Annotated in this window: 14 protein-coding genes; 3 read left to right on the top strand and 11 right to left on the bottom strand. The window is 54.3% G+C overall.

Annotation, left to right across the window (positions count from 1 at the left end):
* Positions 1–61: 61 nt before the first annotated feature.
* The 6 genes from SELIN_RS11675 to SELIN_RS11650 form a co-directional block, all read right to left on the bottom strand.
* The gene (locus tag SELIN_RS11675; RefSeq protein ID WP_013506859.1) at positions 62–2,020 is read right to left on the bottom strand and encodes a sodium/solute symporter; all 1,959 of its coding nucleotides are present in this window, start codon (positions 2,018–2,020) and stop codon (positions 62–64) included.
* Positions 2,017–2,304, bottom strand: a complete 288-nt coding sequence (locus tag SELIN_RS11670) for a DUF485 domain-containing protein (protein ID WP_013506858.1) — start codon at positions 2,302–2,304, stop codon at positions 2,017–2,019. Before SELIN_RS11670 ends, SELIN_RS11675 begins: the two co-directional genes overlap by 4 nt.
* A 485-nt stretch (positions 2,305–2,789) precedes the next feature.
* A complete protein-coding gene (locus SELIN_RS11665) occupies positions 2,790–3,026 on the bottom strand; it encodes a hypothetical protein (protein WP_013506857.1) in 237 nt (78 codons plus the stop codon).
* A 4-nt stretch (positions 3,027–3,030) separates the two neighbouring features.
* Positions 3,031–3,342 (bottom strand): hypothetical protein, encoded by a 312-nt coding sequence (locus SELIN_RS11660; protein ID WP_013506856.1) that lies wholly within the window; start codon positions 3,340–3,342, stop codon positions 3,031–3,033.
* Between the two features lie 134 nt (positions 3,343–3,476).
* Positions 3,477–5,192: a sodium:solute symporter family protein gene (locus tag SELIN_RS11655; protein ID WP_013506855.1), complete on the bottom strand. Its 1,716-nt coding sequence runs from the start codon at positions 5,190–5,192 to the stop codon at positions 3,477–3,479.
* Between the two features lie 10 nt (positions 5,193–5,202).
* Positions 5,203–5,496, bottom strand: a complete 294-nt coding sequence (locus tag SELIN_RS11650) for a DUF4212 domain-containing protein (RefSeq protein WP_013506854.1) — start codon at positions 5,494–5,496, stop codon at positions 5,203–5,205.
* Between the two features lie 834 nt (positions 5,497–6,330).
* Here SELIN_RS11650 and SELIN_RS11645 point away from each other — a divergent pair.
* Positions 6,331–6,969: a carbonic anhydrase gene (locus SELIN_RS11645; protein ID WP_013506853.1), complete on the top strand. Its 639-nt coding sequence runs from the start codon at positions 6,331–6,333 to the stop codon at positions 6,967–6,969.
* 55 nt (positions 6,970–7,024) lie between these two features.
* Here the strand turns inward: SELIN_RS11645 and SELIN_RS11640 are convergent, their stop codons facing one another.
* Both SELIN_RS11640 and SELIN_RS11635 read right to left on the bottom strand, forming a co-directional pair.
* A complete protein-coding gene (locus SELIN_RS11640; protein ID WP_013506852.1) occupies positions 7,025–8,461 on the bottom strand; it encodes a hypothetical protein in 1,437 nt (478 codons plus the stop codon).
* A gap of 47 nt (positions 8,462–8,508) precedes the next feature.
* Entirely contained in the window at positions 8,509–8,985 is a 477-nt protein-coding gene (locus tag SELIN_RS11635; RefSeq protein WP_013506851.1) for a tRNA (cytidine(34)-2'-O)-methyltransferase, read from the bottom strand.
* An 84-nt stretch (positions 8,986–9,069) separates the two neighbouring features.
* Here SELIN_RS11635 and SELIN_RS11630 point away from each other — a divergent pair, with 84 nt between their 5' ends.
* Together SELIN_RS11630 and SELIN_RS11625 are read left to right on the top strand one after the other, a co-directional pair.
* On the top strand, positions 9,070–10,866 hold the full coding sequence (locus SELIN_RS11630; protein ID WP_013506850.1) for a methyl-accepting chemotaxis protein: 1,797 nt from the start codon (positions 9,070–9,072) through the stop codon (positions 10,864–10,866).
* 81 nt (positions 10,867–10,947) lie between these two features.
* On the top strand, positions 10,948–12,360 hold the full coding sequence (locus SELIN_RS11625; RefSeq protein ID WP_013506849.1) for a M99 family carboxypeptidase catalytic domain-containing protein: 1,413 nt from the start codon (positions 10,948–10,950) through the stop codon (positions 12,358–12,360).
* Between the two features lie 24 nt (positions 12,361–12,384).
* Here SELIN_RS11625 and SELIN_RS11620 read toward each other — a convergent pair whose 3' ends face one another.
* The 3 genes from SELIN_RS11620 to SELIN_RS11610 all read right to left on the bottom strand — a co-directional run bounded on the left by SELIN_RS11620 (position 12,385) and on the right by SELIN_RS11610 (position 14,561).
* Entirely contained in the window at positions 12,385–13,326 is a 942-nt protein-coding gene (locus SELIN_RS11620) for an RluA family pseudouridine synthase (RefSeq protein ID WP_013506848.1), read from the bottom strand.
* Positions 13,307–14,029, bottom strand: coding sequence for a DNA/RNA nuclease SfsA (sfsA, locus tag SELIN_RS11615; RefSeq protein WP_013506847.1), 723 nt, complete (start codon positions 14,027–14,029; stop codon positions 13,307–13,309). Before sfsA ends, SELIN_RS11620 begins: the two co-directional genes overlap by 20 nt.
* A gap of 115 nt (positions 14,030–14,144) precedes the next feature.
* The gene (locus SELIN_RS11610; RefSeq protein WP_013506846.1) at positions 14,145–14,561 is read right to left on the bottom strand and encodes a F0F1 ATP synthase subunit epsilon; all 417 of its coding nucleotides are present in this window, start codon (positions 14,559–14,561) and stop codon (positions 14,145–14,147) included.
* Between the last annotated feature and the right edge of the window lie 6 nt (positions 14,562–14,567).

Raw genomic sequence — 14,567 nt, 5'->3', positions numbered from 1 at the left:
TGAAAAAGCATGCGGCAGAGTCTGCCGCATGCTTCCCGAAAGTATTTTTTATTTCAGCAGATCAGCTGGTCGCGCCTTCACCTTCAGTGGCAAGACCCTCATTGTGCTTCTGGGTCATCAGGGACACCACCACCAGAGCCAGGAAGCTCAGGGGGATGGAGATGATACCCGGGTTGTTCAGAACCATGGGAGCGTCCTGGGGCAACAGGCCATAGCGGGTATACATATCAGGCGACAGCAGGATGAGGCCGAGAGCGGAAACAATACCCGTTCCCACCGATGCCGCAATCCCATACGCCGTGGTCTTCTTCCAGAAGAGCAGCATGACAATGGCCGGCAGGTTGGCAGAAGCCGCGATGGCAAAGGCCCAGCCCACCAGGAAGCTCACGTTCATGCCCTCAAACAGGATACCAAGATAGATCGCAAAGATACCAACAGTAACCGCGGCAATCTTTCCGGCCCGCACCTTTCCCTGATCGGTAAATTTGACACCAAAGAAGTTATCAAGCAGATCGTGGGCCAAGGCACCCGAGGAGGCAACGATCAGGCCAGACACCGTTCCAAGCACCGTCGCGAAGGCGATGGACGAGATGATCGCAAAGAGCACCACCCCGAAGGAGAGGGACAGTAACGGCGCCGCCATATTGCTGTCCATGATGTTTACCACACCACTGGTCATGGCGCCCAGCCCAAGGTAGAGGGTCAGGATGTAGAAGAAACCGATGAGACCAATCGCCACAATGGTGGACTTGCGGGCATCTGCCTGGCTGGGAACCGTGTAGTAACGGATCAGGATATGGGGCAGGGCCGCCGTACCGCAGAACAGCGCCAGCATCAGGGAGATAAAGTTCAGCTGCTGAACCAGGGTGGCATTTTCCACCTGCAGCAGGATACCGGGACGCAGCACCTCGTTGCCGGGAGTCGGCTTCTGGTAGTAGACTACGATAATATTGTCGCCGTCACGCATATGCTCAGTGCCCCACAGGACAATGGTACTGTCGCGCAGTGCCGTCAGGAAAGCCAATGGACCGATGGGGCCAGTCTGCATGACGACTTCGCCATCAATCATAATCTCTTTGGCCTGGCCTACGGGGACAAAGCGACCCTCTTCAGCAGGGGCACCGTTATACAGACGAGTGCCATCAGCAAGGGTTTCGCGATACATGGCTTCATTGAGCACGATTCCAGCAGCAGTTTCCTCGATACGCCAGATCGTCTCGTAGCCATCACGCTGGGACTTCAGACGAGCGTAGCCTTTCTGTGCATAGACTGACTGCTTCCAGCCATCCACCACCTCATAGCCACTGTTGGCGGGGAGAACCAGTGAACCATCGGCAGCCAGCGCTGCTTCCATCTGCTGGAAGTTGTAGAATTCGCGGGTTCCACCATGATCGGGCTCTGTGGAGAGACCGCGAACCAGCAGTCCGATAACCAGAACCGTTGAGAAGATGATCAAGAGCACACCCTTAAGGAACTGCACCATCGTGGTGGAGGCCATTCCCGCCGAGGCAACGATAATCGTAACAATAACACCAACAATCACGACACCAGCCGCGTGGGGAAGGCCCAGCAGAGGTGTTACCAGCGTACCAGCACCGACCATCTGCGGAATCAGGTAGAAAACAGATACCACCAGAGTACTGATACCCGCCATCAGCTGAATGGCCTTTGAGTTGAATTTTGAATCAAGGGCATCGGTAAAGGTAAATTTCCCAAGGCGCTTCAGGGGTTCTGCCACCAGGAAAAGAGCGACAATCCATCCACCGAGATACCCCAGGGAGTACATCCAGCCATCAAAGCCAACCGTGGCAATCATACCGGCAATCCCCAGGAAAGATGCTGCGGAAAGGTAGTCACCGGCAAAGGCGACCCCGTTGGTGAACCAGTGAACACCACCGCCTGCCGCGTAGTAACCGGCAGCCGAAGTCGTCTTGCGGGCAAGATAGAAGGTCAGCCCCAGTACCAGGGCAACGAACAGGCAGAAGAGAACGACCGCGAGGCTTGACTGTGCGTAAATCATCGTACCACCGCCTTCTCGTCCTTGTTCATCTCACGCTCTGCCTTGGTGCAGAAGTAGTTATAGACCATTGCCATCACCATGGCGATGACAATCAGCCCGAGGCCATAGGCCAGCGCAAAATTCATACCAAGCACATGGGCCGCCATCAATGAGGGCCAGTTCAGGTTAATCACCACAAAACCAAGGTACAGAAGGGCATACACCCAAAACATCTTAATTCCGAGCTTTGCTTTGTACGGCGAGGCATTATCCTTGCCAAGCTTGACCGCCGGTCCGTGTCCCATCACACTCTCCTTGTCTCTGAATTGGCTTGCCGATGTCGGCAAACCCCGTTTGGCTTTCGGGAAAGAGCTCGTGCAACAGCTAATCTGTTTCCGGAAAGCCAAAACGGCCCGATGCTGCCACACAACACATAGCCTGTCAACTGAAAAATCGTAACCAGACAAACGTCGTCATACATTATCAAGTTTTCAACCTCAGATAACGGCCTGAAAAGTCAGCGCGCATTGTTGCACAGTCAAGAAAGCGCTATTGTAAACACGCATCGCTGTAGCAATTAACATTTGCATGGCTCAAAATATGGCACAATCTCAATATCTCATTGTAAGAAAAAAAGATAGGCCAGGCGCACCGACAAGCACCACCATCACACGCCCCATCCGACCACGCCACACCAACCCAAAAAAAAAGAGCCGCACGCGAAAACGCGTGCGGCACCACAATTCATGACAATCTCAGCACAAAAGACCTTCCCCTCTCCAGCAGCCCGCTAAAGATAAAAGGAAAAATAGAGGATACGAAGAACCACACCCGCAAACATCAGCCCGAAGCCAACACGGTTAATGACAAACTCCTGCTTCAGCATCACCATGCGGGGAGACCAGAACATGATAACACCCTTCACGTCGCCTGTGCGGCGAAGATACAGGAAGAACGACGCCAGCACCAGCAGCAGGCCAAAAACAAGGAAAATGTACTGCAGGGCGGAAAGAATAACAGCCACCATCAGATCACCACCCGCACGCTTCGGTTCCGGCTCTGAGCACCTGCTGAATCCGCTCCATGTCATCCTGCTTCCGGATGCGCTTGGGCTCCATGATCGCAATTACCTGAATACCATCAAGGTGCTCGAAAACGTAGTCCGTCAGACACTGACACTGTGCAGGCGTCGGACGGGAATCCCCCTGCAGACACCCGTTATAGAACTTGGCCTGCGTAGTTTCGCGAAAGGAAAGATACACGACAATGAACATGATAATGGAAAGAAAAATGAGCCAGCGGGGAAGCTTGCCCGATCGATAGAGATTCTTCAAAAAATTCATGACTCACCATGTTCGTTTTATTGAAAGTGCGCGACCAAAAGAGTCATACGCTGAAGCCAATACCATACGTCTTCTTGCTCGCACGGTAAATAAAAAAAGCCCCCGGAGAACCGGGGGCCGCACAGAAGCAGGACTCAGTGGTGAGTTGCCGCTCCAGCGCCTTTGGGAACGCGGATGTCCTCGATAAGATCCTGGATATGCGCCGGAGGAGGCGATGTCATCCTGGAAACCACGTAGGCCGCGATAAAGTTAAAGATCATACCCAGGGTACCGATACCCTCGGGAGAGATACCGAACCACCAGATGGAGGGATCGGTGTTAATAAAGCGGGTGTAGACGATGTACACGAAAGTAAAGCTCAGACCCACAGTCATGCCGGCAATGGCGCCTTCCTTATTCATGCGCTTGGAGAATACGCCCATGATAATAACCGGGAAGAAGGAGGCGCAGGCAAGTCCGAAGGCGAAAGCCACCACCTGGGCCACAAAGCCCGGCGGATAGATGCCCAGCAGACCTGCGACACAGATGGCCACCGCCGCTGCTATCCGGGCCGCCAGAAGCTCACCCTTGTCGGACATCTTGCCTTTCATCACCACCTTACCCAGAACATCGTGGGCAATGGATGTCGAAATAACCAGGAGCAGACCAGCCGCCGTGGAGAGGGCTGCCGCCATACCACCAGCTGCAACCAGAGCAATTACCCAGTTGGGCAGCTGACTCATTTCAGGGTTCGCCAGAACCATGATGTCGCGGTCAACGCGCACAGAGTTCTCCGTTGCGCCACGTGACATATCGAGAATGATCTTCCCTTCGGCATTGGGAGTCGGATTGGAAACGCCAATCAGGCCCGTCTGCTCCCAGGTTTTGAACCACTGGGGCATCTCGGCGTAATCCTGACCATGCACCGTTTCGATGATGTTGGTACGGGCAAACACACCTACCGCAGGGGCAGTCGTGTAGAGCAGGGCGATGAAGAACAGGGCCCAGCCTGCAGAAATACGGGCGTCATGCACACGGGGAACCGTGAAGAAACGCACGATAACGTGGGGCAGACCTGCCGTACCAGCCATCAGGGCTACGGTAATAAAGAACAGATCAAGGGTGGACTTGGTGCCGTCGGTGTAGGCCACAAAGCCCAGCTCCGTCAGCATGCCATCCAGTCGATCCAGCAGATAGACTCCGGTGTCAGCGCCAGTAACAGGGTCAAGAACCGTGGCACCCATACCCGTCTGGGGGAAGAAGTGGCCGGTGGTCATAATGGAGAGGAAAATCGCAGGCACCAGATAGGCCGTGATCAGCACGCAATACTGGGCAACCTGGGTGTAGGTGATACCCTTCATGCCGCCAAGTACGGCGTAGATGAAGACGATAACCATACCAATGATAACGCCGCTGTTCACGTCCACCTGCAGGAAGCGGGAGAAGACGATACCAACACCGCGCATCTGGCCGGCAACATAGGTAAAGGAAATAAAGATGGTACAAATGGCCGCTACAATACGAGCCGTATCGGAATAGTAGCGATCACCGACAAAATCGGGAACCGTAAACTTTCCGAACTTGCGAAGGTAAGGAGCCAGCAGCATCGCCAGCAGGACGTAACCGCCAGTCCAGCCCATCAGGTACATGGAGCCGTCATAACCCAGGAAGGCAATCAGGCCCGCCATGGAGATAAAGGACGCCGCCGACATCCAGTCAGCCGCAGTCGCCATGCCGTTCATCACAGGCGGAACACCGCCACCAGCCACATAGAAATCCTTTGTCGAACCGGCCTTTGCCCAGATGGCAATACCGATATAAATCGCGAAGGTACCCCCGACAAAGAGGTATATCATAAGTTGTAAATCCATACGTCCCCCCTTATTTCTTCGCTGCTTTTACAGGCTTGTCTTCACCGACATTGTACTTCTCGTCCAGTTTGGCCATGCCACGCACATAGATGATAATCAATGCCAGGAACACGTAAATTGATCCCTGCTGGGCAAACCAGAAGCCAAGCTGAAAGCCGAAGAGACGAATGTTATTGAGCACATCCACCAGCAGAATACCGAATCCATAAGAGACCACGAACCAGATCACCAGAAGTATGGACAGCAAGCGTACATTTTCTTTCCAGTAATTTTGCGGGGTCAATTCAGTGTCTTTTTCACTCATATTCCCACCTTCCTTTTCTTAAAAAAGCGTTCAACGACCTTTCAAACCTCAATGGAGATGCGATGCACCTCGAAATTTCCCAGAGATACGCTCCCTGTCCACAATAACCCTTCACGGACTCGCCGCGTCAAGGAGCAGTGGCAAAACCTATAGGGTGGCCTGAGGTCTTGGCCATGATGTCACCTCCCTAAACAGTAGCGTTATTTCTGCAGGGACCACCTGCCGTTGCGGCACTATCCCCAGAACGATCTTGAGCTGCTTTCCCTTCTGCACCCCCTGCGAATTGTTCCAAGGTGTCACATTGACGCGCCACTGACATCCTGGCGACACAAATAAAACACCGTTAACGATATCCCACTCCCTTATGAAAGAACATCTGCTACCAATAGAGCGAGATCCCCTTCCCTGGTAACCGCCTCGACAGGCACCTCCAGGTTTTCCGATCATTGTCGCCAAAATGATATGACGTTCTATCCTCGTTCCTGCTTATAGTGCCAACCCGTTCACATGTCAAGCGACTTTTTTCGTAAGCCTTTTGTTTATAAAGATTGTACACTGTATACAATTCATAAAACATTGGTTGTTGACGCCGGACACCGCAAGACAATACAATACCGTATATGGAGTTACAAAGCGCAGTGTTGTTTGGCTAACATTTTCCCTAACAACGATTTAGCGCAAAGAAAACATTTTACCGCTACTCTGTTACATTTTCTTGACAACAGAACGTTGTTTGTGCGATTTTTCTCAAGATTCAAACTCAGAATATCCCCACGCTGATCATCTCGAAAACATGACAAGATAAAGTTCACCATTAATAAAGGAGCACACTGCATGGAACGCCTCTACCAGGGGATAGTCCGCTTCCGCGAAAGCGACTACCAGAGCCACAAGGATCTTTTCAAAGAACTTGGCCAGTCCCAAAGCCCTCACACCCTTTTTATCGGCTGTTCAGACTCACGGGTCGTACCGAATCTCATCACTCAGACACTGCCTGGAGAGCTTTTCGTCATACGCAATGTGGCCAATATCGTGCCGCCATATCGCGATACCAACGACTATGTCGCCACGCTTTCGGCCATTGAATACGCGGTAAAAGCGCTCAATGTTGAAAATATCGTCGTCTGCGGACACTCCAATTGTGGCGGCTGCAACGCCCTTTTCGCCCCCGAGGAGACACTGAACGCCGTACCCCATGTCAAGAAATGGCTGGAAATATCACACGGAGTGAAGGAAAAAATTCTGCGAGAGTACCCCGATGCCGATGCGCAAAAGCGCGAATGGATGACGGAGCAGATGAACGTGGTGCAGCAGATGAAAAATCTGCTCTCTTACCCCTATATCAAGGAGCGTTATCAGGAAGGGAAGCTGAGTATTCTCGGCTGGTATTATATTATCGAAACCGGTGAAGTCTTCAGCTACAACAAGGAATCCATGGAGTTTGAGCTGGTAACCGACACCTTCACCCCATAACACCCCTCAACGCAAAAAAGACGCCTCATGGGCGTCTTTTTTGCGGATCTCACACTCACGGCAGTGGCATAAAACACAGCTCAAAGCTTTTATAACCAGCCTCTTCGAGTGTTGACTCAATGGTTCGCCGATAGGGCGACTCACCAAGATCATCAACCCCTGCCTCTTTCAGGAAAAAAATATAGGGCCTGTCAGGTCGAATACCGGCAATATTCAGCTGGGCGATGATCGCCCGGGGCGGGCCCACCATCAGCACCGCCATCTCCCAGGGCATTTCACGCAGATGATTGCGCAACAGGGCAATGCTCACCCGATCGCGAACGGTCAACTCCCGAATCTGGTGCTCCATCATCATGAACAGGCGAAACAGGCGCGTACACTGACGAACAAACTGCTCATAGGTCTTACGCTTATGCCGATAGCCGAATTCATCCAGCAGCAAGCCAAAGGCCTTACCGTAGGAGCTGGCAAGACTGGATTCGAGATCGTGCATACCGGCACGAATGCGTTGAAACGTCGGCACTGTCCCAAAGTACTCCAGCACCTTCACGCGGAACTCCCGGGGGCTTTCCGTGAATTGCTCCAGGCTGTACTGGCGACTGAAGACATCGAAGTGCCACTTGGCCAGATCAATATCAAATACCGTCAGAACATCCAGTGTGTCTTCGGGTATCAGAAGCTCAAGCTCTGATGGATAGCGAAGTTCGCGCCTGGGCGCCCCCTCTCCTCCCCCTATGCGCTTCTGCATTTCTGCGATTTCTGCCGGCATGGAAAGGAGCAGCTCCTTGGAATCCTGGTAGTCTGCTGCCACCAGTCCTTCAGAAAGAAAAGGCACCACACCGAAAAGCGCTGTCTGGGAACCATCCATACGCACAAGGCCATCGGCAAAGAGCACCTTCTGATATTTTTCCGGATAGGCGTTCACGCTGATGACCGCTTGGGGATTGCCGCGAATACAGGGCATCTTTCCCAGCATATCTTCCTCGATATAAACAACCCAGCGCTCGACAAACTCTTCAAAGGGGGTATTTCCCACCGTCGACCAGAGGAAAGCCGCGCTGGCCATGGGGTTCTGCAGTCCACTGAACAGACGCACCCCAACGGGCCCCGTTCCGGCAAGCTCAGCGGCCGAACGCACATCAAAAAGTCGGCTCAGCATATCCCGTTTCCACCTCTTCATAAAGCCGACAAGCAGTGCTCCATACAGCAAACCAATGGCAAGTGCGCCACCTGCGGCAAAAGAGAGAACCAGCACAACCAGCGAGCGGCTGCCAGCGCTATGACCATCGTCCAGGTGCAGGTACATTCCCCCCAGCACTCCAACGGCAAGAATCAGCAGCAGGACAACGCCACAGTAGTAGAGAAACTCCTGCCTCTGGCGATTGTCATGCCAGAAAAGATCAAACCAGCTGCCGACAGTGGTTTCACAAAGTTCAGAAGAACCGCTGCCACTGGTCTCTTCTTCTCCCAACAGTTCCTGCTGATCCTGCATGCATTATCCCCTTTACATGGACAAAGAGCCTAAAATGAAACTTGCCGCTACAAAAGTTCAGAAAAACCCTGCCTTCGCAATATATCATAAACCACCACAGCAACACTACTGGACAGATTCATGCTGCGGCAACTGGAGCATTCCCGCATCGGCAACCGGTAGCGTTTTTCGCCGCAGGCCCCGTGCAGCGCCTCAGTCATCCCGGTATCTTCGCGACCGAAAATGACGAAGAGCGGGCCACCATCGACGGGAATCTGCGTGTATGGTCTGCGCGCCTTCGTGGTAATGCCACACAGTGTACCTTTCTGGAAGTTCACATACTCAAGGAATTCCGCAAGCGTCCCATGAACGCGCAGGGGCAGGTGTTCCCAGTAGTCCAGCCCTGCGCGACGCAGGTGCCTGGCGTCCAGGGAAAAACCCAGGGGCTCTATCAGGTGCAGCCGACAGCCGGTGAGAACACACAGGCGGCCGATATTTCCGGTATTTTGAGGTATACGAGGCTCAAACAATACAACGTTCAACATAGATTACTCTTGTATAAGTGGCTCAAAAACATCTACTATGGAAAGCGCAACTGTTTTACTCTATCAGCGCCCACAGGAGGCACAATGCTACAATCCATCAGCGCAAAAGTCCAACTCGCCATTGCCATCGCTTTTATTTTCATGTCCGTTATATTCATTTTCGTTGCGAAAACTGAGATAGACAGCATCGCCCAGGACATGCTGGTGGAAAAGGCCCGCGCCATCACAACCCAGGCCGAGAACGCGCGCACCTACGTAGCAAACCTGCGGCAAATGGGTGTTCTGGATGAGCACGCCATCAACAGTGACTTCCAGCGCCTGCGCCAGCTTCCGCAGCAGCAGCGTCTGCAGGAGCTGCGCAAAACCGGTGCCTACTATACTATTCCCATTATCGCTGGCTGGAGAGTTGCCTTGGAAAACGCGGAGTTTTCCAACTACACCTTCCGCGTCCCAAAGTTCCAGCCACGAAACCCGGAAAACACCCCCACAGACTTCGAAGCCGGCATGTTACGTGAAGCAACGGAAAAGCGCCTCAATGAACTGTACCGGGTGAATCGCCAGGAAAATGCTCTCTATTACATGAAGCCAATCGTACTCGACCAGAACTGCATGGTCTGCCATGGAACCCGCGCTGACAGTATTTCCGGCGACGGTATAGACCCGCTGGGTTTTCCCATGGAAGGCTGGAGAGTCGGACAGATTCACGGAGCCTATGAAGTCATCGCTGACCTCGCCCCTATCCAGGCAGCCGTAACCCGCACGACCCTGCAGGTCATCGGCATTGCTGTCGTGATGCTGATCGCCGTAACCCTTTTCATGATGAAACTGCTTGAGAGGCTGATCACCCGGAAAATCAATGTGGTGGTGGATGTACTGGGCGATGCTGCCCAGGGCGATTTCTCCCAGCGCGTGCCTGAAAGCAGCTCCAATGACGAAATCAGCACACTGGTGACATCAATCAATAAAACCTTCGATGACCTGAGCCTCTCTTTTGAAAAACTTAATAAATCAAGCATTCAGGTAGCAAGCCACAGCACTCAGCTCAGCGAGACCACAGCCGCCATGAGCGAGGGGGCCAACGAACAGGCCGATGCCGTAGCCCAGGTCGCTAGCGCCGCTGAGGAAATGAGCTCGACTGTAGTGGAAATTTCCAGGCTGATCTCACAGAGTGCTGAAAAAGCTTCGGACGCCAACAACACTGCCATTGAGGGTCGCTCGGTAGTTTCCAAAGCCATGCATGAAATCAGTTCTGTGCAGCAGGCCACCGGAGAGCTCAATGACATGGTTCAGCGCCTGAATCAAAGCGCCCGGGAAATCGGTGAAATCATTCAGGTTATCGATGAAGTCAGCGACCAGACAAACCTGCTGGCTCTGAACGCCGCCATCGAGGCGGCCCGTGCCGGCGAGCATGGGCGCGGCTTTGCCGTCGTGGCCGACGAGGTCCGCAAGCTGGCAGAGCGCACTCAGAATGCCACCAAGGAAATTGCCACCAAGATCAAGGGAATTCAGGGTGACGCGGTCAAGACCAATGACACCATGATGCACACACAGGAGCGGGTCGAACTTGCCAATAGCCTGGCCGGACAGGCCTCCCAGGCTCTGGAAAGCATCGTGGTCGTGGTCAACTCCCTCAATGACCAGTTCCAGCAGGTTGCCACCGCCAGCGAAGAGCAGTCAGCTACCACGGGCGAAATAGCCCGCAGCATCGAAAACATCAAAAATGTCGCCGATGAAACTGCCCGTGGATCGGAAGACGCTGCCAGAGCCATTGAAGAGCTTTCGGCCCTGGCTCAGCAGATGAACAGTACCGTCAATGACTTCAAATTCCAGGCTCATGACAAAGTGGCCCTTGCGCCCAAGAGCTTACGTCTGAAAGAGTAGGCTTTGAGCACTCCCAAAGGCGCCACTCCTTCCCCATTCGCACGTTTGTGCCCCCCGCTCATTACGCGGGGGGGTGCCTGCGTGTTCTTTTTCCTCACGCTGCTCCTTTCTCCGCCCATCACTTTGGCGAACCATGACTTCGCTTTCGATATTCACGAAGTCCCCAAGGCCTCCAAATGGCAGCCAGGGCCCAAGGTGCTGGTTATCGGCGGCATCCACGGTGATGAGCCCGGCGGCTACCTGGCAGCGGACTACGCCCTCGAAGGGGTGGTTGGCAAAGGGGAGATCCATGTCATCCCCCGCATGAACAAACGCGCCATTATTCTGAACCGCCGCGGGGTCTACGCTGACATGAACCGGCTCTTTGAGCATGATATCTCCCCCCGAATCCCGGAGCAGCGCACCGTGCGGGAACTGATTTCCATAATCCCCCAGTACGACTATATTCTCAGCCTTCACGACGGCGGAGGATTCTACCACCCTGAGTATATTGATAATGTGCGCAATCCCCGGCGCTATGGACAGTCCATTATCATCGACACGGATATCTACCACGAAACCAGGCACGGCACAGTCTGCCTTCAGTGTATCGCCGAAGAGATCATCCAGACCCTCAACGGGCAGATCCTCCATGAGGACCACCAGTTTCGCGTCAATAACCACAATACCGCCAGTCCGCAGACCATTCATGCCGAACAGCGCACCAGTCTGACATTTTTTACCCTGACCCAGCTGGGTGTGCCCGCATTCTGCATGGAAGCTTCCAAACTCCTGCCGGACATCAATCAGAAAGTCTTCTACCACATCAATGCCATCGAGGGTTTCGCGGCTGCCGTGGGCATTGAGTACCACCGCCCGTGGAACACCTATGCCGATATCGGCATCTTCCTGGCACACACGGACCACCTGCACAGCGTCACCATCGCCATCAACGGCGCTGCGCGCACCATGCCACCCAGCGGGCGCATCCACGTTCGGCCCGGCGACAGCATTGCCGTGCAGGAAATCAATGCCAGCAGCCCCATCGGCTGGTATCCCGATATTTACGGCACCGGATTCTATGATGACAGCCTGAGAAGCTTTTCCGTCGCGGAAGAGACAAAAATCGTGATCCGTCGCAATAATGAAGACCGCGGCATCATTGAAGTCCGTCTGGCCGATGAGCCAACGGAATTTTTTGAAGCGCTGGTTGATGGGGAAATTCATTTGCTGCGCCAGGGACAAGTGGTGCATGTCCATGAGCGATTCAAGATTCTGAGGGGATTCACCGACCGGGGAGAAGAAACCATGGTCAATGTAGCCGGCTACGTCCCCCCGGGCCTGGAGGGGAAAATTCCCGACGACAGGGGCTACGCCCTGCATCCGGAAGAACTTGACTGGCGCTATTCCGTGGACCGCCGGGGCCTGCAGTATCGCGTCCACAGCTTTGCGGATCGCACCTTTCGCTCAACCGGCGAAATCTACTTCACCGTCGATGACATGTACGGAAAATAGCTGATTCACAGGATGCCTGCACCATCAGCTGCTTCGCCTGCGCAGGCTCTCGACCTGGTCACGCATGTCTTCCGGCAACGGACACTGCAGCTCCACCACTTCACCGCTGATCGGATGCTGAAGACACAGGGAGGCCGAGTGGAGCGCCTGGCGTCGCATACTCACATAGCCCGGCTCCTTTTTTACCCCATACACCTGGTCTCCCAGCAAAGGGCGTTGCACGGAGCGCAGGTGCACGCGTATCTGGTGTGTGCGACCGGTATCAAGGCGACACTCGATCAGGGAAACCCACTGCTGATGGCAGAAGAATTTTTCCAGCAGGCGGTAGTGGGTGCGAGCCGTCTTGCCCTTGTCCGCCTCAACAATGGCCATGCGCTTGCGATCCTTCGGATCGCGCCCGATATTGCCTTCAATAACCCCGGAATCATCCAGCGATCCATGGCACAGCGCCAGATAGCACCGATCGATCTCCTTGGCGGCAAACATGCTGACCAGCCGCTGATGGGCCACTTCTGTTTTGGCCACGAGCATCAGTCCGCTGGTGTCCTTGTCAAGACGGTGAACAATACCCGGGCGTAGCACTCCACCGATTGCGGGCAATCCATCCCCAAGATAGTGCACCAGCGCATTTACCAGGGTGGCATCATAGTTGCCGGCAGCCGGATGCACGACCATGCCAGCAGGCTTGTTGACGACAAGCAGGGACTCGTCCTCATACCAGATATTCAGGGGAATTTCCTGGCCCACCACAGTGGCATGGTCCACAGGTGCTGGCTGCTGCACGCACACCAGATCTCCCGGCTGCAGGCTGTAAGAGGCTTTTTCGATCACCGTGCCGTTCACCTGGACATGCCCCTGGGCCACCAGTTTTTGAGCCATACTCCGGGAGAAAAGCTCCGTGGCGGCGAGAAACTGATCCAGGCGCCGGGAGGCGTCCACCGTCAACTCATGTCTGCTGCTCTTCATGCTGCCTCCAATCTCCTGCCAGAGCCTCTGCCACGACGATGGAAGCGGGGGAAATTTCCGTTCCATAGATGCAGACCTCGACACCTGCCTGCAGCGCCTGACGCAGCAGCTGGCCATAACGCCGATCAATGGCATCGGCTGGTGTGAAACACTCCACGTCACTTCGCTGCACGAGAAAAAATACCACGGCACGATGCCCTTCTGCCACCATGGCCATAAGCTCCTCAGTATGTTTCTGACCCCTGGTGGTCACAGCATCGGGGAAGCAGGCCCGCCCATCCAGTTTCAGGGTGACACTCTTGACTTCCACATAGCACCTCCCACGCTGATCATCCTCCAGAAGAAGATCAATGCGGCTGCGCTGGTGCCCGTAGCGCACCTCACGGCGCAGACAAGCATACCCCTGCAGTTCCGGGACAGCCCCACCCGCGACCGCCTCTTCCACGATACCATTGGTGCGGAAAGTATTGATGCCGATCCAGTTGCCATCAACCTGCACCAGCTCCCAGGTATATGACAGCTTGCGCCTGGGATTATCACTGCGGGAAAGGGCAACCACACTGCCGGGCTCAGCGCAGCCAAGCATGCTGCCGGAGTTGGGACAGTGTGCCGTGACGACGGTGCCGTCTTCCAGACGGACATCTGCCAGAAAGCGCTTATAGCGTTGAATCAGGGTTCCGAAAATAAGGGGTGGGAGCAGCACGCGGGACCTTTCCGTTATGGTGTCGAAGTGATGGAGTGTATCCAATGAAAAACAACCGGGAAGCCCGAAAGCTTCCCGGTTGGTGTATCTGATTCAAGGCAACTCAGCAAAAAGCCTACATTCGAATCTTTGAGGCTACTCCCAAGCGGGCAATCTGCTTGAGCAGCTCGACGCGGGCCTGCTCGAAGATAACATCATCTTCCGCACGCTTCTGATCCAGGATCGCCTGGGCTTCTGCCCGCAGTCGCTTCGCCTCTTCCACATCAATATCAAAGGCAAGCTCGCTGGTCTCCGCCAGGATTATGACCTTATCGGGAAGTACTTCACAGAAACCCCAGTCCACAAAGACAAAGTGGGTTTCGCCGTTCACCTGATAGCTGAGTTCGCCCATTTCCAGAGTCGTCAGCATGGGAGTGTGGTTGGGCAGGACGCTGAAGTCGCCTTCGGTACCTACCATGGAAATGGAGTCCACATCAACACTGAGGAGTTGCTTGGTCGGTGTCACCAGTTCCAGTCGAATTTTTTCGGCCATCAGTTC

This window comes from Desulfurispirillum indicum S5, from assembly GCF_000177635.2.
Taxonomy (GTDB): Bacteria; Chrysiogenota; Chrysiogenetes; order Chrysiogenales; family Chrysiogenaceae; genus Desulfurispirillum; species Desulfurispirillum indicum.
This window is presented reverse-complemented; position numbering and strand designations above follow the sequence as displayed.